12 protein-coding genes are annotated in these 25734 nt (G+C 60.1%); all 12 read left to right on the plus strand.

Annotation, left to right across the window (positions count from 1 at the left end):
• Positions 1-14: 14 nt before the first annotated feature.
• Positions 15-1277 (plus strand): glycoside hydrolase family 88 protein, encoded by a 1263-nt coding sequence (locus V9K67_RS06375; protein WP_336720898.1) that lies wholly within the window; start codon positions 15-17, stop codon positions 1275-1277.
• Between the two features lie 142 nt (positions 1278-1419).
• Positions 1420-2661: a DUF4861 domain-containing protein gene (locus tag V9K67_RS06380; protein ID WP_336720899.1), complete on the plus strand. Its 1242-nt coding sequence runs from the start codon at positions 1420-1422 to the stop codon at positions 2659-2661.
• Between the two features lie 335 nt (positions 2662-2996).
• Complete coding sequence (locus V9K67_RS06385) at positions 2997-6302, plus strand: SusC/RagA family TonB-linked outer membrane protein (RefSeq protein WP_336720900.1); 3306 nt, start codon at positions 2997-2999, stop codon at positions 6300-6302.
• A 37-nt stretch (positions 6303-6339) separates the two neighbouring features.
• Entirely contained in the window at positions 6340-8112 is a 1773-nt protein-coding gene (locus V9K67_RS06390) for a RagB/SusD family nutrient uptake outer membrane protein (protein ID WP_336720901.1), read from the plus strand.
• Positions 8113-8231: 119 nt separating this feature from the next.
• The gene (locus tag V9K67_RS06395) at positions 8232-9818 is read left to right on the plus strand and encodes a hypothetical protein (RefSeq protein ID WP_336720902.1); all 1587 of its coding nucleotides are present in this window, start codon (positions 8232-8234) and stop codon (positions 9816-9818) included.
• Between the two features lie 299 nt (positions 9819-10117).
• Positions 10118-12136, plus strand: a complete 2019-nt coding sequence (locus V9K67_RS06400; protein ID WP_336720903.1) for a glycoside hydrolase family 97 protein — start codon at positions 10118-10120, stop codon at positions 12134-12136.
• 63 nt (positions 12137-12199) lie between these two features.
• Positions 12200-15451: a SusC/RagA family TonB-linked outer membrane protein gene (locus tag V9K67_RS06405; protein WP_336720904.1), complete on the plus strand. Its 3252-nt coding sequence runs from the start codon at positions 12200-12202 to the stop codon at positions 15449-15451.
• A gap of 18 nt (positions 15452-15469) precedes the next feature.
• The gene (locus tag V9K67_RS06410; protein ID WP_336720905.1) at positions 15470-17395 is read left to right on the plus strand and encodes a RagB/SusD family nutrient uptake outer membrane protein; all 1926 of its coding nucleotides are present in this window, start codon (positions 15470-15472) and stop codon (positions 17393-17395) included.
• Positions 17396-17434: 39 nt separating this feature from the next.
• Complete coding sequence (locus V9K67_RS06415; protein WP_336720907.1) at positions 17435-18373, plus strand: DUF5017 domain-containing protein; 939 nt, start codon at positions 17435-17437, stop codon at positions 18371-18373.
• Between the two features lie 222 nt (positions 18374-18595).
• On the plus strand, positions 18596-22348 hold the full coding sequence (locus V9K67_RS06420) for a DUF4979 domain-containing protein (RefSeq protein WP_336720909.1): 3753 nt from the start codon (positions 18596-18598) through the stop codon (positions 22346-22348).
• Between the two features lie 36 nt (positions 22349-22384).
• Entirely contained in the window at positions 22385-23596 is a 1212-nt protein-coding gene (manA, locus tag V9K67_RS06425) for a mannose-6-phosphate isomerase, class I (RefSeq protein WP_336720910.1), read from the plus strand.
• A gap of 299 nt (positions 23597-23895) precedes the next feature.
• The gene (locus V9K67_RS06430; protein WP_336720911.1) at positions 23896-25722 is read left to right on the plus strand and encodes a glycoside hydrolase family 127 protein; all 1827 of its coding nucleotides are present in this window, start codon (positions 23896-23898) and stop codon (positions 25720-25722) included.
• Positions 25723-25734: the final 12 nt, after the last annotated feature.

The raw sequence follows: 25734 nt of genomic DNA on the forward strand, positions 1-25734 counted from the left end.
CTATTCCGCAATTTATGAAGAAATATATTTTAGCCGGAGCCGTAACCTTTGCCCTGCTGGGCGGCCTGGCCGCTTTTAAAAGCGCCTTTGACGTGAACAAGGCGCTGGATTACAGCGTGGGGCAGGTGGCCAGAACCACCCGCATCGCGAAGGCGTATAACCTGCTGCCCCGCAGCATAGCCAATGGAAAACAGGAGTGGCGCCAGGTGCCCATCGACGACTGGTGCAGCGGCTTCTGGCCCGGTCTGCTCTGGTACACCTACGAATACACCAGGGACCGCCGCTGGCTGGAGAAAGCCGACGGCTTTACCGCCGCCCTCACGCCCCTGGCCTACCGGCAGGCCACCGACCACGACCTGGGCTTCCAGATGCTCTGTTCCTTTGGCAACGGCTACCGCCTGACCAGGGACCCCTACTACCGCCGCGTGCTCCGGGCGGCCGCCGACACGCTGGCCACCCTGTACAACCCGAAAGTGGGCACCATCCTTTCCTGGCCCCGGCCCGTTCCGGGCACCGATTACCCGTTGCGCCACAACACCATCATGGACAACATGATCAACCTGGAGCTGCTGTTCTGGGCATCGAAAAACGGCGGAAGCCCTCGGCTCTTTGATATAGCGGTAAAGCATGCGACTACCACCATGAAGAACCACTTCCGCCCCGACTACACTTCGTACCACGTGGTGGTGTACGATACCGCCACCGGCAAAAAGGTAAAAGGCATCACCCACCAGGGTTATTCCGACAGCAGCCTGTGGGCAAGGGGCCAGTCGTGGGCCATCTACGGTTATACCATGTGCTACCGCGAAAGCAAAAAGCCTGAATTCCTGGACTTCGCCCAAAAGGTGACGGACGTGTACCTGGAGCGGCTGCCGCAGGACGGCATCCCCTACTGGGACTTTAACGACCCCGCTATTCCCAATGCCCCGAAAGACGCTTCGACGGCCTGCGTGGTGGCCTCGGGCCTGCTGGAGCTTTCCACCTTTGTCAAGGACAAAGCCAAGGCGGCGCACTACCGGGCTAAGGCTGAAAAGATGCTGGAAGTCCTCTCTTCGGATCCATACCGGAGCGGGTCGGCCAACCCGGCGCTGCTGCTGCATTCCACCGGCCACAAGCCGGCAGGAGGGGAGATCGACGCCTCCATCATCTATGCCGATTACTACTACATGGAAGCGCTGTTGCGGTTGAAAAAACTGAAAGCAGGCAAAAGCATTTACAGCTCCCTCCCGGCCTCCCCCGGTGGGGGAGGAGTGGGGGCGCACTCCGCAGAGAATTAGCACAGGTAATTATCAGAAAAGCTATATGAAGAAGCTGCACATTTTAGTATTAAAATTATTATCCTATTGTAATAAGTATCTGTGCCCTCAATGGCGGAGGGCGCCCCAGCTCCTCCCCCACCGGGGGAGGCTGGGAGGAGGCTTGCTTATTGCAGGCCTGCTGGCCCAAACGGCAGGGGCGCAGAAAACCGCTTCGTTTAGGGTGCGGAACCCGCTGAACAGCGAATGCACGGACGAACTGGTGGTCCTGAAACGAAAGGACATCGAAAAGAAATTGGGCGCTGTTCCCGAAGGCAAATTTTTGACCGTGACCGCAGCGGGGAAACCGGTGGTGGTGCAGCTGGACGATGTGACCGGCGACCGGCGCTGGGATGAAGCCTTGTTCCTCCATTCCTTCGGGCCGAAAGAGGCGGCCGTCTTTAAGCTGGCGGTTGCGGATAAAGGAGCCGAAGGGGCGGTCCGCGCCCATGTGCGGTTGAAAAAGAAGGCCGCGGATGACAGCTGGGGGCCGGCCATTGCCCGCGAGGAAATGCCCCTGCGGCGGCCGGCGACGGATTTTTCCAAAAACCCGCTGCCCGACTACCTCACCGAAGGACCCGCCTGGGAAAACGACAAGGTGGCTTTTCGTCTTTATCTCGATGTCCGCAACAACAAAGACATCTACGGCAAGACCACGGCCCGCATGGTCCTGGACAGCGTGGGCACGAAGGCGCAGCCTTCCTACCACGAGCTGCACGACTGGGGCATGGACATCCTGCACGTGGTGAAATCGCTGGGCGCCGGCGCCCTGGCCCTGCAGGTGCCCCGAGGGGATGGCACCGACACCCTCATCCGCCTGGGCGGGCAAAACGTCAAACGAACGGTGTATGAAGCGCTGGCCGACGGTCCGGTGCGGGCCCGTTTTCGCATGACGTATGACTGGGAGGTAGGAGGCAAACCGGTGCAGGTGGCAGAGGAGATCCGCATCTGGGGCGGCCAGTACTTCTATGAAAGCAAGGTTACGGTGAAGGGCGCGCCTGCCGGCACGAAGCTGGTCACGGGCATCGCCGATTTTTATGACAACGTGTTTCAATGTTTTCCTGCGGGATCGTCGCAGGTAGTTTTTAGCCACGGCCGGCAGTCGGAAAACAAGGATTTTTTGGGGATGGCAATATTAATGCCTCGAAGAGGCTTTGCCTTTGCCGGATCGGCCCCGGCGGCGGGCTCGGAAGTGCTCACTTCCTGGCTGGCGGCCCAGGATATCCGGGAAGGCGCGCCCTGCACCTATCGCTATTATGCGGGGTGGGAGCGGACCGACCAGCGCTTTGCCCGGTTGCCCGGTTTCAGGGATTTTCTACGGGAGCAGGCGGTCCGGGAGGGCCAGCCGGTGACCATTCACTGGTAAGTCCGTTACGTTGTTTGCCGCCCGGGTCCTCCCGGGCGGTTTCTTTTTAAAAAGAGGGCGGAAAATTTGGTGCGAATGCCGCTTTTGTGCTAATATTGCTAAATCGATTAAATGATAAATCGATTTAGCGAAAAACCTGCCGCTGATAACGATTGAAAACTTCTAAACGCTTGCACACATGAAACGCTTAACGCTTCCTTCTGCCCGGGGCGCCTGAGGGCCCGCCCTTCCTGCCGCAGGGCTGTATCCAGAAAAAATTGATCAAGATCTAATCCTTCCCGGCCCCTTCCGCCGGAGGAAATTCATAACCCCTTCTTCTTCCTCAACAACCTGATATGTCAAAACAGAAAAACAAAGCTGGTGGCTTTATCCCCGGAAAAGCGCCCGCTCAACGATTCTTGCGCCGGGGCGTACCGGCCCTATTCCTGGGTGCCCTGCTGTGTTTCAGCGACGCCGCTTCCGCACAGGAAGGCTTCCATACCGTTACCGGTGTCGTCAAAGGCGCCAACGGCGAACCCATTCCCGGGGTTACCGTAACGGTGAAAGGCTCGGCCATCGCCGTCGCCACTGCCGCCGACGGTACCTACACCATCAAAGTGCCCTCCTCCAAAACCGTGCTCCGGTTCAGCTCCGTGGGCTTTGCCCCGCAGGAACAGGCCGTGGGCAATAAAAATACCCTGGCCATTTCCCTGGCATCCGAAGCCGCCGCCATGCAGGACGTGGTGGTGGTGGGCTACGGCACCCAGAAGAAAGGCTCCCTTACCGGCGCCGTGGCCTCGGTCAACTCCAAAACCTTCCAGGACCGCGGACCCGTGGCCAGCCCGCTGGCCGCCCTGCAGGGCCAGGTGGCCGGCGTCACCGTTACCCGTACCTCGGCCCAGCCGGGCCGCGAGGGCTGGAACTTTCAGATGCGGGGACAAACCTCCGTTAACGGCTCCGACCCCCTGATCATCGTGGACGGCGTTCCGGTGCCCAACACCAGCGCCCTGAACTCTATGAACCCCAATGACATCGACAATATCTCCTTCCTGAAGGACGCCGCCGCTTCCATTTACGGCTCCCGGGCTTCCGGGGGCGTGGTGCTGATTACCACCAAAAGGGCCAAAGCCGGTAAGGTGAACGTGGATTACAACGGTTCGGTTTCCCGCAAAGTGCTCGGCCTGCAGCCTAACCTGGTGGACGTTTCGGGCTGGGGTCCCATGATCAAAGAAGCCCGCGCCGCCGACGGCTACGGCGCCGCCGACCTCTGGTACAGCCTGGCCAGCGCCGCCATCTATGCCAAGGAGCACGGCTGGAACTGGATGAACAAAAAGCAGTACGATTCCCTGGGCTTCGTGGGCTTTGCCGACGTAAAGGATTTTATGTTCTTTCCCGGCACCATGCAGGATGTGCTCTGGGGCAACACCACCTCCACCGAGCACCAGCTGAGCGTTTCCTCCCGCACAGAGAAGCAGGGCTACCGCATTTCGCTGGGCTATCTCAACGACGGCAGCCTGCTCAAATGGGGCAACAACACCAACCGCCGCTACAACGTACGCCTGGCGCATGACTACCAGTTTTCTCCTAAGCTGAAGCTGGAAAGCAATGTGTCGCTGGAAAAGACCGATATCATCCAGCCCACCGGCATCGGCGCCGTCCTGAACAACGGTGTGCAGCCCGGCCTGCCTACCGCCACCATCGATGGCAAGCCCTACCTTTGGGGCACCGGCATCGGCAATGCGGCTCCCAACGCCATCGCCGAATCGGGAGGCGACAACAAGGAATACAATACCCGCCTGACCACCAACTTCAACCTCACCTACAACGTGAGGAAGCACCTGAAGGCCGTGGGCAGCGCCGGCTATTATTTCAACAATACCGACTACCGCACCCGCGAGAACATTATTCCGTTTTACGACTACAGCGGTACCACTAACATCGCCAACCTGGCGCCGACCGGCTCGCGCAGCTACTACCAGCGCGGCGCCCGCAAGGAAGGGTACTACAGCCTGAACGGTTACCTCGATTGGGGAAAAGCATTTGGCGACCACGACGTAAAAGCCATGGCCGGCGCCCAATATGAGCGATTCGAGTGGAACCGCTTTTTCGCCAGAACCTGGGATGTGCTGAACGATGTGCCTTCTTCCCTGGGCAACAGCTTTGGCGACAATACCTCCAAAACGGTGGTGGAAGCCCAAAGTCACAACGCCCTGGCCGCTTATTTCGGCCGCCTGAACTATGCCTATAAAGGAAAATACCTGCTGGAAGCCAACGCCCGCTACGACGGCAGCTCCAAGTTCGCCCCGGCCGACCGCTGGAAACTGTTCTACGGGTTTTCCGCCGGCTGGCGGGTGCTGCAGGAGGAATTCATGAAGGATGTCACCTTCCTCAACGACCTGAAGCTGCGCGCCTCCTGGGGGAAAGTGGCCAACCAGAACGGCATCAGCGATTACGACTATATCCAGTTCCTGGACCTGAAATACGCTACCGGCGCTTCCTCCAATCCCTTCCCTATTGTGGGAACGGCCCCGGTGGTACGGGTGGTTCCGGGTACCCTGGCGGCTCCTGACCGCACTTGGGAAACCGTGCAAACCTCCAATGCCGGCCTGGACTTCAGCCTGCTGAACAGCCGCCTGTCCGGTACCGCCGACTACTATATCAAGCGCAACATCAATATGTTGCTGCCCCGGACGTATCCCGATATCTTGGGCACTACCGCTCCCAGAGGTAACAACGGCGAGCTGAGATCCTGGGGATGGGAAGCCTCGCTGAACTGGCGCGATAAGATCGGCGCCGTTACCTACCGCATCGGCGGCAATATTTCCGACAACCAGAACAAGCTGGTGGATTACGGCGGCCAAAAGCTGATCAACTATTCGACGACCGACCTCGGGTTCAACTCCACGGTGGAAGGTTATCCCATGAACTCTTATTTCGGCCTGGAGTACGGCGGCCGCATCCAGACGCAGAAAGAACTGGATGAGTATAAAAAGCTGGCCACCAACTCCAACGTACTGCCCCTGGGCACCGGCGTGACCAATGGCCTGCAGCTGGGCGACAATAGGTATGTGGACAGGAACGGTGACGGCAAGATCTCCTTCCCCGAAGACGCCGTCTTCCTGGGCACCGACGATCCCCGCTTTACCTACTCCTTTACCGGCGGCGCGGAGTACAAAGGATTCGACTTCGGCTTTATCTTCCAGGGCGTGGGCAAAAGAGGCCTGCAGCGACTGGGCAACTGGCGGATGCCGGCACAGGTGATCTACCAGGCGCAGAACGCCGCTTTCGAAAACCAGTGGTGGACGCCTTCCCGCACCGACGCTTATTATCCCCGGATCTCCACCACGGGCACGATCAACAACTACAACTATTACCCTTCCGACTGGCTGATGGAAAACGGTGCGTACCTGCGCCTGAAGAACGTGGTGCTGGGATATACATTGCCCAAAACACTGGCGCAACGGGCAAAGCTTCAGAAAGTGCGGGTATACTTCTCCGGTAATGACCTGTGGGAAGCCAGCAACATCCGCGACGGCTGGGACCCCGAATCGCCCCGCGGCGTTTCCAACAGCGGCGACAACAACAACAACGGTGTGGCCACTTTCAGCCAGCGTTTTCCCTTCTACCGCAACATGACCTTCGGCGTCAACGTAACCTTCTAATGTACCCCTCAACGCAACGATTAAAATGCGCGTGCACATGAAAAAGACAACCTTCAAATACCTGCCTCTCCTTGCCGCGGCCCTGGCCTTTGTACAGGCCGGCTGCAACAAGATCACCGACATGAAACCGATCCAGGAAATCTCCGATGCGGATTACTGGAAAACCGCCGACCAGTTCCGGCTGGCCGCCAACGAGTTCCTGACCTTCGAACGCAGCTTTACCGACGTGCTCCAGGATGGTCCGCATTCCGAACTGCGCAGCGACCTGCTCACCGGCAGCAGCAAGAACGTGTTCAGCAGCGGCGTCAATGCCATCACCGCTTCGGACGGCAACTGGAAAACCGGCTTTTCCCGGATCCGCTCCGTGAACTACCTGCTGGAAAAAGCGGCCACCTATGCCCGGCCGGCCGAGATCGCCCAGTACGTGGCGGAAGCCAAATTCTTCCGGGCCTATGTGTACTTCGACCTGCTGCAGCAGTTTGGCGGCGTGCCCATCCTCACCAAACCGCTCAATACCACTTCCCCCGAGCTGTCGCTTTCGCGCAGCGGCCGCGATGCGGTGGTGGATTTTATCATCCAGGACCTGGAAGCAGCTATTCCGGTACTGGCCCTGGAAAGTGCCCTGCCCGCCGCCCAGAAAGGCCGCGTGAGCAAGGGCGCCGCCCAATCCTTCCTGGCCCGGGTGGCCCTGTACGAAGGTACCTGGCAGAAGGCGCGCAGCGGTGCCGCCGCCCGCTACAACGGCCTGCTGGACAAGGCCATCGCCGCCAGCGACTCCGTGATCGCCTCCAACCAGTATGCGCTCTACGCCCCGGCCGCCCTGGGCGACTCGGCCCAGAAATACCTCTTCATCCTGGAAGACGCCAAGTCCAACCCGGCCGGCCTGAACAAGTCCACCAACAAGGAGTACATCCTGGCCAACCGCTATGACCAGGCCTCCCGCCAGGTACGGTTCAACATTACCCAAACGGTGACCAACAATGCCGCCGTCAACTGGCCGACGCGCAAGCTGGCCGATATGTATCTGATGCAGAACGGCCTGCCCATCGACCATCCCAAATCGGGTTTCGGCAATCCCGATTCCGCCCATAAAGGCTATGCCACCACCCGGTCGGAATACGAGAAACGGGACAACCGCATGAGGTACACCCTGATGATCGACTCCAACTATTACTGGGACAACAAAGCCGTCAGCAGCCGGGTGAGCTGGGCCGGCGATGCCGCCGATATTGCGCACTCCAGGGGCCGTCACAACGCGGCTTCCGGCACCGGCTATGCCAACCAGAAATGGGCGGCGGAGCGGCTGGTGGCCGACCAGGAAGAGTCGTACGACTACCCGGTGATCCGTTTTTCGGAAGTGCTGCTGACCTATGCCGAAGCCAGGTTCGAGCGGGACGGGGCTATCAGCGACGCGGACCTGGACAAATCCCTCAACAAGGTGCGCCAGCGTGTGAACAAGAACATGCCGAAGCTGACCAATGCTTTTGTGGCCGCCAACGGGCTGGACCTTCGCAAAGAACTGCGCCGCGAACGGACCGTGGAGCTGTATTACGAAGGTTTCCGCCTGGACGACCTGAAACGCTGGAAAACAGCGGAAGTGGAAATGCCGATGGACCTCCAGGGCATTACCTGGAAAGGATCCCGCTGGGAAACCCGCTGGACCGCCATCAGCAACCAGGTGAAGAACAACATTTATACCCTGGAACAGGGCCGGAAGTGGGAGCAGAAACACTACCTGCTGCCCATTCCCACCCAGCAGATCACGCTCATGGGATGGGAACCCTCAAAGGACCAGAACCCCGGCTGGTAACGGGCCAACTTCAGGATTCCGGGACGGTTTTGTCCTTCCGCCTCTTTTCTTTCGATTCCTTTTGCAACAGCCGGTGGGTCCGCCCTCCGGCTGTTTTCTTTCCCCTAATTTCAACCGACATGCATAAACCCTTTTTGTTCTTTTTCCTTTGCTGCCTGTTTTGCCGTTCGGCCTCCTGCCAGGAGTGGCAGTGGATGGTGCCGGTGGAGGGCGCCGTATCGAATGAGACCGGTGAACGGCCCCGGGCCTTCCTGTGGATCCCGCCCGCCTGCCGGCAGGTGCGGGGCGTAGTGGTGGGCCAGCACAACATGCTCGAGGAAGGCATCCTGGAGCATCCCGCCTTCCGCCGCGAGCTCGCCCGCCTGGGCTTTGCCGAGATCTGGGTCAGTCCCTATTTCGACCTCACCTTCGACTTTACCCGGGGAGCGGGCGGCCGCTTTGCGGCCCTGTTACAGGCGCTGACCGTGGAATCGGGTTATTCCGAGCTGGAGTGGGCCCCCGTTGTGCCCATCGGCCATTCGGCCCTGGCGTCCTATCCCTGGAATTTCGCGGCCTGGAACCCCGGGCGTACCCTGGCGGTGATCTCCCTGAAAGGCGATGCTCCCCTGACCACCCTTACCGGCAGCGGCCGGCCCAACCCCGCCTGGGGCGACCGCAATATGGAAGGCGTGCCCGGGCTGATGGTCATGGGCGAATACGAATGGGGCGAAAAGCGGCTGCAGCCCGCCCTGGATTTTCAGGAACAGTATGGGGCCGCCCCCATCGCCCTGCTGGCCGATGCCGGCCGCGGGCATTTTGATTATTCCGACGAGCTGGTGGCTTACCTCGCCCTGTTCCTCCGCAAGGCCGCAAAATTTCGGTTACCCAAAGCCGTTATACCCGGCCAGCCGCCCCGGCTGCAAGCCGTCGATCCCCGTAACGGCTGGCTGATCGACCGCTGGCGGGGCGACAGCGCCCTGCAGGCAAAGGCGGCGCCTTACCACCGCTACAGGGGCAACCGCAGGGAAGCCTTCTGGTGTTTCGATGAAGAAATGGCCCGGGCCACGGAGCGCCATTATGCCCGCAACCGGGGAAAGCGGCCCCAATCCCTGGTATGGGTGCAGCAGGGCAAAACCGTTCCCCGCTCCCCTTCCCATGCCCAAATGCACCTCCAATGGCAACCGCAGGAAGATGGCGTGACGTTTTCTGTAGCGGTCGCCTTTCCGGATTCCTTTCTCCATCCCGGCAAAGGGAAAATAAGCATAACGCGTATCTGCGGCCCCGTGGAACAGGTAAATGATACTACCTGCCGTGTTTCCTTTTACCGCATGGGCCTGAACAATCCCAAGCGCACCGGCGACGTCTGGCTGCTGGCCAGCCATCCCGGCGACCGGCGCTACAAAAGCGCCGTGCAGCAGGCCAACCTGCGCATTCCCCAAAAAAATACCGGAGGGGAGGAGCAGCGGATTACCTTTCCGCCCATCGATGCGATCAAAAAGGGTACTGCCTCCCTTGCCTTAAACGCCCTATCCACTTCCGGCCTGCCGGTTTCTTATTACGTGCAGCAGGGACCCGCGGAGGTGCGCAACGGCCGGCTGGTGTTGACGAAAATCCCGCCGCGCAGTCGCTTCCCCATCAAGGTCACCGTCGTGGCCTGGCAATACGGAAAAGCCGGCAAGGTGCAAACCGCCGCACCCCTGGAACAGACCTTTTTTATTAGGGATTAGGGGAGAGGTTTTACGCCACACAAAAAAGTTTTGGAAATGTAGAGGACTTTTTCCGATCTTTGCTAAATCGATTAACCAATAAGGCCGCTGTCACAAGCGCTGCTCCGTAAAACCGAAACGATCACCTCCTAAAACGATTGCCATGTTACCCGACACTTCCAAAAAATACACCCTGCCGCCGGCGGAAAACGGTTTACCGTTATCCTTTACCCAAAAACATTTCGATACAAGCAAGCAATAGTTGAAGGCCGCTGTTTCCACAGCGGCCATTTCTCCATCTAAAAATCCCTGTTCGCATAATGACCCTCTTTTCCCGGCCTACCCTTTCGCTCCTGCGGTATGCATGCCTGCTGCTCCTCCTCACCGGCAGCCTTTCCGCCCGGGCGCAACAAGTCCTTGCCCCCACCCGCCAGGACCTGGCCTCTCCCGACAGCAATTACCTTTTTGCCTTTTACCAAAAATCCCTGGCCGATGGTAAAAAGCAGATGTACTACACCCTTTCCTACAAGGGACGGCCGGTAGTGCTGGAATCCGAACTGGGCGTGCAGGTGGAAAACGGCCTGTTCGAGTCGGCCCTGGCGATCCCCAACGATTCCAGCCGCCTGTGGTGCGAGAACCTGGATTTTCAAAAAGCCTCCCGTTCATCGCAGAACGAAACCTGGAGACCGCTTTACGGCGAACGCAGCTCCATCCCCGACCACTACAACGAACTGGTACTGGATTTCCAGAAATACGGCAGCGGCGATGCGCCCACCGAAGGGCATTCGGGTACCATCTACGACAAGCGCCGCAGCTACCAGCTGCAGCTGGTGGTGCGGGCCTACAACGAAGGCGTGGCCTTCCGCTACCGCTTTCCCGAAAACAGCAACGGCCTCTTCATGCACATCACCGGCGAGCAAACGGCTTTTACCCTGCCTGCCGGCACCCAGGCCTGGTACGAGCGCTGGGCCCAGGGCCCCTACCAGAAGCGGCCCCTGGAGGGCTGGACCGACGAGTGCGAACGTCCCCTGACCCTGGAGCTTCCCGGCGGCCTGACCGTTTGCCTGGCCGAGGCCATGATGGTGGATTATGCCCGCACGAAGTTCCGCCTCCAAAAACCAAATACCCTCGTGGCGTCCCTCTACGGCAGCGTGGACGTGATCACGCCCTACGCCACCCCCTGGCGCGTGCTGATGGCCGCCGAACAACCGGGCCGCCTGCTGGAAAATAATTACCTTATTCTCAACCTCAACCCCGCCAGCCGCCTGCAGGGAAATACCTCCTGGATCAAACCGGGAAAAGTGTTCCGTTCGGGCCTGACCTCCAAAGAAGCGCTGGCAGCCGTAGACTTTGCCGCCGCCCGCAACCTCCAGTATGTGCACCTCGATGCCGGCTGGTACGGTCCCGAAATGAAGGTGGCTTCCGATGCCTCCAAAGTAGCGGAGGGCCGCGACCTCGACCTGCAACAGCTGATCAAATACGGCGCTTCCAAAAACGTGGGCATCATGCTGTACGTGAACCAGCGTGCCTTGTACCGCCAGGCGGATTCGCTGTTCCCCCTCTACCGGAAATGGGGCCTGAAAGGCCTCAAATTCGGCTTTGTGCAGATCGGCTCGCAGCACTGGAGCACCTGGCTGCACGAGGCGGTACGCAAGGCGGCGGAAAACGAGCTGATGGTGGACATCCACGACGAGTACCGGCCAACGGGCGTCAGCCGCACCTGGCCCAACCTGATGACCCAGGAAGGGGTCCGCGGCAACGAGGAAATGCCCGACGCCGCCCACAACACCACCCTGCCCTTTACCCGCTATATTGCCGGCGCCGGCGACTATACCGTTTGCTACTACAACAGCCGCATCCAAAATACCCATGCCCACCAACTGGCCCTGTCGGTGGTGAATTACAGCCCCCTGCAATTTCTCTACTGGTACGACAAGCCGTCCAACTACGGCGGCGAACCGGAAGTGGAATTTTTCGATAAGGTAAAAACCGTCTGGGACGAGACCCGCGTGCTGAGCGGCGCCATCGGCGGGCACATCGTCACCGCCCGCCGCAGCGGCGAAGAATGGTTCGTGGGCGCCCTCACCAATACCGGGGCCCGCCAGCTGAAGGTGCCCCTGGGCTTTTTGGAAAAGGGCAAAAAGTTTGTGGCCCACCTGTACGTGGATGATAACAGCGTGCCCACCAAAACCAAGGTGGCCGTGCGCCGCTACCTGGTGGAGGCCAAAGACGTGCTGTCGCTGTCGCTGAAAGCCAGCGGGGGCGCGGCCCTGCACCTGCTGCCCGCTACTGCCGCCCAGGTGAAGGCCCTGAAAAAGCTGCCTTCTTCGGTACAGTAATGTCCGGATCGCATTCTATTTTTTCATCATTGCCTATTGCCCATTGTCTAATGTCTATTGCTTATGTGTCAGAATTTAGTTTTTAACAAGTTCGCCCGCACGGCGCCGCTCCTGAAAGCCGGGCTGTTGTTCCTGCTGCTGTTCCTGTTCGTCGTCCCTGCCGCCCTGGCGCAGCTGCGGGCCATCAGCGGCGAAGTAAAGGATAGTAAAGGCGCCGCCCTGGAAGGGGTGAGCGTGGCCCTGAAAAATACGGCCACCCTGGTGCTCAGCGACAAAAGCGGTCGCTTTTCGCTGAACGTCCCCGAAGCGCTGCCACAGCCCGTGCTGGTGTTTTCTTCCGTGGGCTTTTCCAAAAAAGAAGTACCCGTGACCGGTACCGCTCCTTTGCTGGTGGTGCTGCAGGAAGACGTCGCCTCCCTGGGCGATGTGGTGGTGATCGGCTATGGTACCGTGCGCAAAACCGACGCTACCGGCTCGGTGGCCAAAGTGAACATGGCCGACCTTCAAAAGGCGCCGGTGACCTCCTTCGAACAGGCCCTGGCGGGCCGCGTGGCGGGCGTGCAGGTAAGCTCCACCGACGGCCAGCCCGGCGAAGCCTTCAACATCGTTATCCGCGGCAACAACTCCGTTACCGGCAACAACTCGCCGCTCTACGTGATCGACGGCTTTCCCATCGAAAGCCCCGACAACAACGTGCTGAACCCGGCCGAGATCGAAAGCATCAACGTGCTGAAGGACGCCTCCGCCACCGCCATCTACGGCGCCCGGGGCGCCAACGGCGTCATCGTCATTACCACCAAAAGAGGAAAGGCGGGCGCCCCCGTGGTGACCTACAACGGCTACCAGGGTTTTTCCAAAGTGACCCGCCGCATGGAGCTGATGAACCCCTACGATTTCGTGCGCCTGCAGCTGGAGATCAACCCTTCGCTCAACACGGCCACCTACCTTACCCGCGGCGGCAAAAGCCTCGAAGACTACCGCAACGTTCAGGGGGTGGACTTCCAGGACCAGCTGTTCCGCAACGGCCCCTTTTCCAACCATTACCTGTCGCTTTCCGGCGGCAACACGCAAACCCGCTACACCCTGTCCGGCTCCTACACCGACCAGAAGGGTGTGGTGGTGGCCAGCGGCTTCAAACGGGCCCAGGGCCGCTTCACCCTCGACCAGCAGGTGCGCCGCAATTTCAAAGTAGGCCTCAATGCCAACTATACTTACAGCCTGGCAGACGGCACCCAGCCGCGCAACCAGACCTCGGCCATCGGCGGCAACGACATCGCCTTCAACCTGCTTCAAAATGTCTGGTCGTACCGCCCCGTAACGGGCAGGGACAGCCTGGACGCCGACCTGCTCAACGAGCTGGCCGACCCCGATGCCGTTCCCGGCGACCCAAGGGTGAACCCCCTGTTCTCGGCCCTCAACGAGTACAACAAACGGAAGAACAACACCTTCGTGGCCAACCTTTATGCCGAGTGGGACATTACCCGCAACTTGAAGTTCCGAACTACCGGAGGCGCCAACCTTTCCAGGGGCCGCAACGAGGTGTTTAACAATACCAAAACCCGCGGCGGCAGCCCGCTGACCAGCCAGGGCCAGAACAACGGCGTGAACGGCAGCGTCCTCACCCCCGAGGTCAACGACTTCGTCAACGAAAACACCCTGACCTATACCAGGCGCTTTAACCGCGACCACGAGCTGACCCTGCTGGGCATCTACTCCTTGCAGTACAACCGCACGAGGGCCACGGGCTTTTCCGCCATCAAGGTGCCCAACGAAAGCCTCGGCATCGCCGGCCTCGACGAAGGGCAGATCGCCACCACCACCTCCACGGAGTCGGAATTCGGCCTGCAGTCCTTTGCCGCCCGTGTCAACTACAACCTGTTTCAAAAGTACCTGTTCACCGCCTCGCTGCGTGCCGACGGCTCCTCCAAGTTCGACCCCAACAGCGGCAACCAGTACGGCTATTTCCCTTCGGGCGCCGTTGCCTGGAAGCTGGGCGAAGAACGGTTTATTAAAAACATCAAGGCCATTTCCAGCGCCAAGGTCCGTGCATCTTACGGCGTTACCGGCAACAACCGGATCGGGCCGTTCGACTACCTTTCGCAGATCACCTTTTACAACAACCGCAACGCGTATTACTCTTTTGGCAATGCGCTTACCCAGGCCTTTGCCATCGAGCGGCTGGGCAACGCGGACCTGAAATGGGAAAGCACCGGCCAGGTCGATATGGGACTGGAACTGGGCTTTTTGAAAGACCGCATCCTGTTCGAGGCCGACGTGTACCGCAAGCGCACCTACGACCTGCTCCTGAGCACGCCCCTGGCGCCGGGTTCGGGCTACACCACCATCACCGCCAACGTGGGCAAGACCGAGAACAAAGGCCTGGAGCTGACCCTCAATACCGTGAATGTGAAACAGCGGGACTACAGTTGGAGCACCAACTTCAATATCTCCTTTAACCGCAACAAGGTGCTGGCGCTGAACGGATCCGACGACCGCATCATCTCCATTGTGGGCGGGCAGGGCAACGCCCTGGCCAACGTGCCGGGCTATATCGCCAAGATCGGCCGGCCCATCTCCCAGATGTATGGTTTTGTGTACGTGGGCAACTACCAGCTCGAAGACTTCGACCTCCTGCCTAACGGCGTGTACCAGTTAAAAGACAACGTGCCCCATGCCGGCGGCAGCGCCAACGTGACCCGCGCCAACCAGAAGCCCGGTGACCCGAAATACGCCGATATCAACGGCGACGGACTGGTGAACGACGACGACATCACCATCATCGGTGATCCCAACCCGGTGCACATCGGCGGCTTTACCAACAATTTTACCTACAAAAATTTCGACCTCAACGTGTTTTTCCAGTGGTCGTACGGCAACGAGGTGTACAATGCCAACCGCGTGCATTTCGAGGGCGGCACGCCCCTGGGCGCCACCAATACGGCCAACCAGTTCGCCTCCTACAATGACCGCTGGACGTTTGACAACCCCGGCAACAAGTACTACCGGGCCTTTGCCATCAACAGCCAGTACGCCAACGGCACCCGCGTCACCAGCAGCAGGGTAGTGGAGGACGCCTCCTTCCTGCGCCTGAAGACCGTGCAGCTGGGGTATAACGTCGACGCACACCTGCTGAAGCGCACCGGCATCAAATCGCTCCGCGCTTATGCCGGCGCCCAGAACCTGTATACCTGGACGAAGTACACCGGCATGGATCCCGAGGTGAATACCAGGGGTACCGGCCTCACGGCAGGCTATGATTTCTCGGCTTACCCCCGGGCCCTGACCTATACGTTCGGTCTCAACCTTTCCTTTTAATCCAAACGACGACTCCGCATGAAAAATAAGCTACTGGCACTAACGCTCCTGGCCCTGCTGGCCGGAGGCGCTTCCTGCAAAAAGATCCTCGAGGCCGAGCCTTCCGATTTCTCGGTCCCCGGCAATTATTTCCAGACCGAGACGCAGGTGAATTCCTACCTCGCCTCGGTGTACGATGTGCTCAACGACGGCAACTGGTACAACAACCAGTTCCGTGCGAATATATCCGAAGGCACCGACGAATCCTACAATACGGCCAGCATCGGTTCGCCCTACCCGGCCCATTACAGCGCCTCCTCCAGCGATGCCAGCATCACGGGCTTCTGGCAGGCCATTTACCGCGGCCTCGACCGGGCCAACACCCTGCTGGAAAACCTGGACCGGGCTTCCCTTTCCGCCGATAAAAAAGCCCGCGTGCTGGGCGAAGCAAAGTTTTTACGCGCCTATTACCTCTTTACCGCCACCCAGTGGTTCGGCGACGTGCCCCTGAAGACCACCTCCACCAAAACCCAGGGAGATGCCCAAATTGCCTTTACGCCCTCGAAAGAGGTATACGATTTCGTGATCAGGGAAATGACCGAGGCCGAAGGCCTGCTGGCGGCGCAAAAGGCCAGTACCCTGGCCTATAACGAGCGGGTAACCTACACCACGGTGCAGGGCATGCTGGCAAGGGTCTGCCTGTTTGCCGCCGGCAACCCCGTCAACGACACGAAGCGGTATGCCGAGGCCCTGGACTGGGCGAAGAAGGTCAAGGCTTCGGGCGAACACAGCCTTCACCCCGACTACCGCCAGGTTTTTATCAACCATTCCGCCGATGCCTACGACAACGTGAACCGCGAAAGCATGTGGGAGGTGGGCTTCAAGACCGATGCCGCCAATACCGCCCTGCGCGAGCAGATGTCCAATAACGTGGGCGTATCGGTGGGAATCAACAAATGGGGCCGGATCACCAGCACCACCCGTACCACGGCGGTGTTGTACCGGACCTACGGGTCCACCTATGATGCGGCCAGAAAGCAGGACCTGACCCCCGACCTGCGCCGCGACTGGAACGTGGCGCCCTACACCCTGGGCGGCGTGCCGTCCACCTCCTCGCAGGAAACCGTGCCCACCATCGAGCCGGTGGCCTGGAACTCGTGGTGGATGCGCTTCAGCGGCAAATGGCGCCGGCAGTACGAAGTGGTGGTGCCCCGCGACAACAACAACCTGCCCCAGAACTTCCCGCTGCTGCGCTATGCCGACGTGCTGCTGATGCTGGCCGAGGCCGAGAACGAAGTGAACGGACCTACCGATATCGCCTATGCGGCCGTTAACGAAGTGCGCCGCCGCGCCTGGGGCAAGGGCAACCGCGTGACGGGGGTGACCGTGACCAATGGCGGTTCGGGCTATACCGCCGCGCCCCGGGTGACCATCGCGCCTAGTTTGACGGGGCCCGGCGAAGGCTATGATGCCGCGCTGGCCACCGCCACCGTTTCGGGCGGCAAGGTCACGGCCATCAACGTTACCTCCTCGGTAGGTTTTTACAACAGCGTGCCGGCGGTGATCCTCACCGGCCTGGGCACCGGCGCTACCGCCACGGCCGAATTGACGCCGGTAGATCCCGCTACTGCCGATGTGCCCCTCGGCCTGTCCAGGGAAGCTTTCCGGAAATTCCTGCAGGACGAGCGCCTGCGCGAGCTGGCGGGGGAGGCCCTCCGCCGGGCGGACCTGAAGCGCTGGAATGTGCTGGAGGCGACCGTGAAAAGCCGGTCCGACCTGGCGGTGAACGGCTCCGCGCAGCGGTTCTCCGACAACACGCAGGTGATCCCGCCGGTCAGCAATGCGGGCGACCGCACGACGGCTTCCCATGACGGCGCCAACGTGTCGGCCCGCAGCATGTTCCTGCCCATCCCGCTTTCGGAGATCCTGAACAACCGCCTGGCCAAGCAAAACAACGGTTATTAACAACAACCCCATTCTTTCAACTCCTTTTCTGCGATTAATATGAAAAAGCTATTTTTTGGTTTGTTCGGGCTCTGCCTGCTGCAGACTGCCTGTAAAAAAATGCAGGTAGACGCACCCGACCTGGACATTACCCTGGAGAACGCCAGCCTGAAAGCCGGCGACACCGCCCGGTTCCGCTTTTCGGGTTATGCCGATTACATCAGCTTTTACTCCGGCGAGCCGGGGCGGGACTACGAGCGCCGCGACAGCTTTACCCGTACCGACGGCGTGCCGGAGCTCCAGTTCAGTACGGCGGTGAGCGCCGCGGGTACCGGCATTACCACCGGCCGCAACCTCTCGGTGCTGGTCTCTTCCGACTTCAGCGGCGTGTATACGGCCGAAGGGGTGGCCCGGGCCACCTGGACCGATATCACCGGCCGGGCCACCCTAGCCACCGGCACCAGCACGGTGGCGTCGCCCGTCATAAAGCTGGACGACCTGAAGGTCGCCGGCAAGCCCCTGTATGTTGCGTTCAAATACGTGACGTCCGACGCGGCGCTGAAGCAGCGGCAGTGGACCGTCTCCGCCTTCCAGTTCCGCACCCGCTTCCCCGACAGCACGGTGTACACGCATGCCGCCGCCAATGCCGATGCGGTCCTTACTCCCGTCAACGCAGCCGGGGATTCGGCCACCTGGGTGTCCGGCACTACGCTGACGCACGTGGGCCTGAACGCCGCTTACCCGGTAGATGAGGACTGGGCCATCTCCCGCCCCTTCGACCTTACCCGTGCCGCCTCCCTGGACGCTGCCCGCGGCGGTGCCAACGCCCTGGGCGTAGTGACCGTCAAGAACCTGGCCCTGACCGGCACCGTACCGGAGCAGTTTGTTTGGAGATATGCTAAAGCCGGCACGTATAAAGCGGTCTTTATCCTGCGCAATGCCACCATTGAGGAAAGCAGGGAGGAGAAAAAGGAGTTTACCATAACGGTTGCGCCGTAGGGCGCAGGCGGGCGTAAAACCTCTCCCCCGCCAAAAATACTTTCCCTAATTTGCTAAACCGATTTAGTTTTTCGCTTACTTTTGTTTTCGGCGCTATCTGCTAAATCGATTAACGGTTGCACATCGCTGCCGCTGCCATTTACCACGCTTAAATACGCTACAACAATGACGAACGTTTGCTTTGCCCCGTTCCGGCTCCTCCGGACCGTGAACCCCTACTTTTTGTCAAAACCCCGATGGGGCCTGGTGGCTTCCCTTTTAGCCATTTTATTGTTCCCTTCCGGCGCCTTTGCCCAGGAGGGCGCCCTCCAGGACGACTTTTCCACCGGCAACCTGAATAACTGGAAAACTTCTACTGCCGGGGCCTCGGCCCAGCTGGTGAACAACCGCCTGGTGATCACCGCCGCCCTGCAGGCGAATGGAAAATACCGCGGCGACCTCCAGAAAACCGGCGGCGCCACCCTCCATGCCGGCACGTATCCCATCGTCGCCATCAGGATCAACAAGCCGCCCCGCTGCAACTGGTTTTTCGACACCAACCTCGGCTCGTACAACAATGCCAACAACAACGCCACCAAGATCGTGACCACCGGCGGCAACGTGTACTACTGGGACCTCTCCACAGGCAAGCTGGGTACCACTACGCTCTCCACTACCCAGCCCACCACGCTCTCCACCTTCCAGTTCAAGATCGCCGACATCGATTTCTCCTCCACCGAGCGGACCGCCCAGGATTATTCCTATGAAGTGGACTGGGTACAAACCTTCCGTTCGGTAGATGAATTGCGGACCTTCCTGAATCCTTCGGGCACCGCCGACCCGGTCTTCGAATACACCGGTGCCTTTACCCATCCCGGCCTGCTGCACACCACCGCCGACCTGGCCCGTATAAAGGACCTGGTGACCCGCCAGGTGAGCCGCCCCTGGAAAAGCTACCAGCTGTTGCTGGCCTCTGCGCGCTCTTCCGCTTCCTACGTCAAGGCCGGACCCTTTAAATACCTCACCCGCGATGCGTCGCTGACCGTGCAGACCCCCACGGGTACCGCCTCGGGCGGCGCCGTCAAAAACGGCGTGGAAGCGGACTTCCTGGCCGCCTACTACAACGCCCTGCTATGGAACATCACCGGCAACGAAGCCCATGCCCAGAAGGCCGTGGAGATCATTGACGCTTATTCGGCCTACACCGTGGGCATCCAGGGGGCAGACGAAGAGCTGAACGGCCTGTACGGCTTTATCCTGGCCAACGCGGCGGAGCTGATGCGCTATACCTATCCTTTATGGGCACCCGAAAAAGTGCAGCAGTGCCAGGACATGCTCCGAAACGTGTTTTATCCCACCCTCCAGTACTTCCGCCCCTGCGGCCACGGCAACTGGGATATTATCTGCATGAAGGCCCTGATGGCCATTGCCGTCTTCAGTAACGACAACGCCATGTACAACAAAGTAGTGAACTATTTTTACTACGGCGAGGGCAACGGCAGCATCAAAAACTACGTACTCACCGATGCCGGCCAGCTGCAGGAAAGCAACCGCGACCAGCCCCACAGCATGCTGGCGATCGGCTCAATGGCCGAACTGGCCGAAATGGCCCTCAAACAGGGTCACGACCTCTATTCGGCCCACAACAACGCCATCCTGCGGGGCTACGAGTATACCGCCAAATACAACCTGGGCTACGACGTGCCCTACCAGACCAGCTACGACTTTTGCGAAAAGAATTACCAGGACTATACGCCGGAAGCGATTTCCGCCGTGGGCCGCGGGCAGTTCCGCGCCGTATTCGAGATCGGCTACAACCACTACGTTTTTCGCAAGAGCAAATCCATGCCCTACACCCTGGAGGCCCTGGGTACCGTGCTCAACCCCGAAGGCGCCCCCTTTGGCGCCGACAACCCGGGCTACGGCTCGCTGTTCTTTTACCTGAACGCAGCAAGCGACTATACCTTCAGCGGGGGTAGCAACACCACCGCCGGCCTGGTGAATGATAACTTCAACGGTGTTGCCGACGGCTGGGTGGCCGCCACTTCCGGCGCCACCGCCACCACCGGGGCGCAGGAGCTCACCATCAGCATGAAGCAACAAACCAACGGCACCTACCGCGGCGACTTCAAACGCAGCGCCGGCGCCGTGGTGCACGCGGGCAATTATCCCATCCTGGCCATCAGGATCAAAAAGCCGCCGGTCGTGAACATGACCTTCGATACCAACCTCGGCGCCTTCGGCAACGGGGCCAACAAATGGACCGGCAAGGTGGGCGACGACATTTACTATTACGACCTGACCAGGGGTTTCGGCGCCGCCCCCAGCTTCCTGTCCACCACGGCGCAAACGAACCTGACCACCTTCCAGTTCAAGATGGCCGACGTGCCGGCCACAGGGCAGACCTCCTATACCGTGGACTGGGTGAAAACTTTCCGCAGCCTGAACGAGGTGCTGGCCTATGACCCGAAAGCCGGCCTGGTCGACGATAACTTTACCACTACTACCGACGGCTGGGCAACTGCCACTACCGGCGCCACGGCTGCTGCGGCCAATGGCCAGCTGCAGGTAGCCCTGGCCCCGCAGGCCAACGGCTCCTTCCGCGGCGACATCAGGCGCACGGCCGGCGCCCTGCTGTACCCCGGCAACTATCCCATCCTGGCGGTCAAGATGAAACGGCCCCCCACCGCCAGGCTGACGTTTGATTCCAACCTGGGCGCCCTGGGCAACGGCAGCAACCAATGGACGGGCAAGGTGGGCGACGATATATACTATTACGACCTTTCCCGGACCGGCTTTGGAGCTTCCGGCACGCTGCTGACCGCGCCTACCTCCCTGACCCTCTTCCAGCTGAAAGTAGCGGACATTACTTCAGGGGAGACCAGCTACCAGGCAGACTGGGTAAAAACCGTAAAGACGGTGGAGGAGCTGCAGCAGTTCGTGGCACCCCGTTACCAGGACATCCTGTTCCCGCTGCCGCAGGAGAAGAAGGTGGGCGATGCGGACTTTTCCCCGGCTACCGCCACTTCGGGACTGGCAGTTACCTACACTTCCTCCAATAGCGAGGTGGCCACCGTGGTGGACGGCCGGTTGCATCTTGTCGGTGCCGGCACCACCGCCATCACCGCCAGCCAGCCCGGCGACGCCGGTTATGTGGCCGCCGAACCGGTGACCCGCAGCCTGACCGTCAGCAAGATCGAACAGGTCATCAGCTTTGGCCCCCTGGAGGAGCAAGCCTATGGCGGGGCCGACTTCGATGCCGGCGCCACCGCTTCTTCCGGCCTGCCGGTAACCTACACCTCCTCCCATCCGGAAGTCGCCGAGATCGTGAACGGCCAGGTGCGGATCAACGGCCTGGGCACTACTGTCCTTACGGCGGCGCAGGAAGGAAATAAGCAGTACGAAGCGGCACCGGCAGTAGTGCAAACGTTAACCGTAAAGGATAAGAAAGCCCCCGCCCAGCCCCAGGCGCTGACCACCACCAAAACCGCCGACGGCAAGGTGGGACTGATGTGGCAGGCTTCCTCCGACGATATCGGCGTAGCGGGTTACTATGTATTCCTTAACGGGCAGCAACTCAACGAACAGCCGGTGAACGCCACCAGCTATGTCACCGAAGTGCCTGCCGGCAGCCTGGTGTATGCGTATACCGTCATTGCAGCCGATGCGGCCGGCAACCTCTCTGCCGAAAGCGCCACGGCCCTTTTTTCCAACAGCAACGGGGGTGGCAGCGTCAACAGCTCGCTGGAGATCCTCAAAATATTCCCGAACCCCAACGGGGGCAACTTCAAGGTGCGGCTGAACAGCGAGCAAACCGGCACGGTGACCACCAGCATTTTCAACAGCAGCGGCTTGCCGGTGCAAAGCGTCAGCGAAGGCAAGAGCGGGGAGGTGTACCAGCGGGAGTTCAGGCTGCAAAGCCTGCCCAAAGGCATGTACCTGGTACGGGTAGCCATAGGCTCCTTTGTACAAACCGCCATCGTCCTGATCCAATAAACCCATTCAGACCATTATTCACAAGAACAACACAGCATGCAACAAAAAATATTTCCGTTGGAAGGGCAGGTGCAGCCCTATAACTGGGGCGGCTTTACGTTTATCCCGCAATTGCTCGGTAAAGAGGAAAATGGCCGGCAACCCAGTGCCGAATATTGGCTGGGCGCCCATCCCAATTATCCCGGCTTTGTGCAGGCGGGCGACGTCCGCCTGTCGCTGGACCGGTTCATTTCCTTGAACCCGGAAGAAGTGCTCGGGCAGGACGTGGCCCGGACCTTTGGCGCCCTTCCGTTTTTGCTAAAAGTGCTGGATGTGCGCCAGATGCTGTCCATCCAGGTGCATCCCTCCAAAGCGGCCGCCGCTGCGGCGTTTGCGGACGAAGACAAAGCCGGCATCCCGGTTTCGGCGCCCCACCGCAACTACAAGGACAGGAACCACAAGCCCGAACTGATGGTAGCCCTGGGCGACTTCTGGCTGCTCCACGGATTTAAGGCGGAAACCGCCCTGCTGCAAACCCTTTCGGAAGTGCCGGAATTCCAATGCCTGGCGGAAGCATTTCAAAACGGGAGCTACCGGGGCCTGTATGAAAAAGTGATGCTGCTGGAACCATCCGAAGTGGACCGCATGCTGTCGCCCCTGGTGGCGCGCATCCGGCCGCTCTACGCCCGGGGCGTCCTGCCCAAGAGCAGCGCCGACTTCTGGGCGGCCCGGGCGGTGGAAACCTTTTGCCAAAAAGGGCAGTATGACCGCGGCATTTTTTCCATTTACTTTTTCAACCTCCTGCACCTGCGCCGGGGCGAAGGCATTTACCAGCCCGCGGGCATGCCCCATGCCTACCTGGAAGGGCAGAACGTGGAGATCATGGCCAATTCCGACAACGTGCTGCGGGCAGGGCTGACCGACAAGCACATCGACGTACCGGAACTGCTAAAACACACCCGCTTTGAAGCCACCCTTCCCAGCGTGCTGGGGTCGGCTGCCGGAACCGAAAGGGAAACCTGTTTTCAAACCGAGGCCGCCGAATTTGAATTGCGGCAGTACCGCCTGGCGGCAGGAGAGGAGCTGCAGCTGCAGGCCGGTAGTTCTGAGATCCTGCTGGCGCTGTGGGGCAGCCTGTCGGTGCAGGCCGGCAGCGCGCAGCGGCCGCTGGGCCGGGGGGCTTCCCTGTTCCTGGCAGCCGGCACCCCGTACACCGTTACGGCCGGCGCCGCTTCCGAGCTGTTCCGCGCCACCGTGCCGGGGAAATAAATCTGTAAAGGCCTGTATAAGCTAAATCGATTTAGGTGTATATTTGTGTTTCTGTGATGGGATACAACGATAAACGACGTATGAAAATGAATTTTCTATCCGCTAAGGTTTTGCCTGACTTCCCCGGACGCCCGAAAGCACAGGGTTCGAAACCCTGCACAGCCGTTGGCAGGGGCGAGCAGTCTTTCCCAGGGTTCCGAACCCTTTTACGGCCTTTTCTGCTGGCGGGTTTGCTGGCTGCCGGCACGGTGGGGCAGGCCCAGTCGCACTACCCCGGGCAACACGTGGGTAAATTTGTCGTGAACGACCAACTCCGCCCGGAAGTGTCCGCCTTCGACCTGTCGGACGTGCGCCTGCTGGACAGCCGCTTTCTGCAAAACATGCAGCGGGAGCAAAAGTGGCTGCAATCGCTGGAGACCGCCCGCCTGCTGCATTCCTTCCGCACCACCGCCGGCGTATATGCCGGCAACGAAGGCGGCTATTTTACCGTGAAAAAACTGGCGGGCTGGGAAGCCCTGGACTGCGAGCTCCGCGGCCATACCACCGGCCACCTCCTCTCCGGCCTGGCCCTGATGTATGCCTCCACCGGCGACGATCAATACAAGCGCAAAGGCGACAGCCTGGTCGCCGGCCTGGCCGAAGTGCAAAAGGCCCTGAACCAGGACGGCTACCTGGGCGCATTTCCCCAGGAACTCATTAACCGCAACCTGGCCGGCCAAAAGGTATGGGCGCCCTGGTACACCCTGCACAAAATCCTGTCGGGACTGATGGACCAGTACCTGTACACCGGCAACAAGGAAGCGCTGGACGTGGCTTCCCGCATGGGTTCCTGGGCCTACAAAAAGCTGCAACCCGTAACGCAGGAGCAGCGGGCCCGCATGCTGCGCAACGAATTCGGCGGCATCAACGAATCCTTTTACAACCTCTATGCTCTTACCGGCAACAAGGACTACCAGTGGGTGGCCCGCTTCTTCTACCACAATGAAATGCTGGACCCGCTGAAGGAAGGCAGGGATATCCTGGAAAAGAAACACGCCAATACCTACATCCCCAAGCTGCTGGGTGTGACCCGCGACTACGAGCTCGAAGGCAAAGGCGACGGCGGGGCCCTGGCCGCCTTTTTCTGGCAAACGGTTACCGGCCACCACTCCTTCGCCACCGGCAGCAATTCCGATAAGGAAAAATTTTTCGCCCCCGACCACCTGTCCGAACACCTGACCGGCTATACGGGCGAGACCTGCAATACCTACAACATGCTCAAGCTGACGCGGCACCTGTTTGCGCAGACCGCCGACGTGAAGTATGCCGATTTTTATGAAAAAGCCCTGTACAACCATATCCTGGGCCAGCAGGACCCGGCCACCGGCATGGTCGCCTATTTCCTGCCGATGCTGCCCGGCGCCCATAAAGTATACAGCACCCCGGACAGCTCGTTCTGGTGCTGCGTCGGCAGCGGCTTTGAGAACCACGCCAAGTACGGCGAAGCGATTTATTACCACAGCGCCGGCGGGCTGTACGTGAACCTGTTCATTCCCTCCGAACTGGACTGGAAGGATAAAGGCATCCGGCTGCGCCAGGAAACCAGCTTTCCCGAAGAGGGCAGCACGAGGTTCACGATCGAGGCGGCCAAGCCCGTTGCCACGGCGCTGCACATCCGGTATCCTTCCTGGGCGGTGGCCGGCGCTACCGTGAAGGTAAATGGCAAAAGCGTCCCGGTGAAAGCAAAGCCGGGCAGCTATATCACGCTGACGCGTACCTGGAAAACAGGCGACCGCGTGGAGGTGACCTATCCCATGACCCTGCGGGCGGTTCCCGCCAACGACAATCCGAACGTCGTGGCCTTTGCCTACGGGCCGGTGGTACTGGCCGGGAAGATGGGCACCCAAGGTATGGAGGCGCCCGCCCCCCATTCCAATCCGAACCTGTACAACGATTATTACACCTACGAGTACCATGTGCCCCAAGGCCTTCAAACGTCATTGAAAGGGGATGTGAAAAAGCCCCAAACCATCCTGGGCCCCGTGGCCGGTGAAAAGCTCACGTTCCAAACAAAAGAGGGAATAACGTTCAAACCCCTGTACGACATCCACCGGGAGCGCTACGTAGTGTACTGGCAAATCCAGTAGGGTCTTTGGCCC

Origin of the sequence: Huijunlia imazamoxiresistens, from assembly GCF_037132455.1 — a bacterium.
In the GTDB taxonomy this organism is placed as follows: Bacteria; Bacteroidota; Bacteroidia; order Chitinophagales; family Chitinophagaceae; genus Flavisolibacter; species Flavisolibacter imazamoxiresistens.

What these genes read in the sequence shown, in the direction of transcription:
- V9K67_RS06385 (WP_336720900.1), top strand. Translation starts at nt 2,997, where the DNA reads ATGTCAAAACAGAAAAACAAAGCTGGTGGCTTTATCCCCGGAAAAGCG.
- manA (WP_336720910.1), top strand. Translation starts at nt 22,385, where the DNA reads ATGCAACAAAAAATATTTCCGTTGGAAGGGCAGGTGCAGCCCTATAAC.
- V9K67_RS06390 (WP_336720901.1), top strand. Translation starts at nt 6,340, where the DNA reads ATGAAAAAGACAACCTTCAAATACCTGCCTCTCCTTGCCGCGGCCCTG.
- V9K67_RS06415 (WP_336720907.1), top strand. Translation starts at nt 17,435, where the DNA reads ATGAAAAAGCTATTTTTTGGTTTGTTCGGGCTCTGCCTGCTGCAGACT.
- V9K67_RS06410 (WP_336720905.1), top strand. Translation starts at nt 15,470, where the DNA reads ATGAAAAATAAGCTACTGGCACTAACGCTCCTGGCCCTGCTGGCCGGA.
- V9K67_RS06405 (WP_336720904.1), top strand. Translation starts at nt 12,200, where the DNA reads ATGTGTCAGAATTTAGTTTTTAACAAGTTCGCCCGCACGGCGCCGCTC.
- V9K67_RS06375 (WP_336720898.1), top strand. Translation starts at nt 15, where the DNA reads ATGAAGAAATATATTTTAGCCGGAGCCGTAACCTTTGCCCTGCTGGGC.
- V9K67_RS06395 (WP_336720902.1), top strand. Translation starts at nt 8,232, where the DNA reads ATGCATAAACCCTTTTTGTTCTTTTTCCTTTGCTGCCTGTTTTGCCGT.
- V9K67_RS06400 (WP_336720903.1), top strand. Translation starts at nt 10,118, where the DNA reads ATGACCCTCTTTTCCCGGCCTACCCTTTCGCTCCTGCGGTATGCATGC.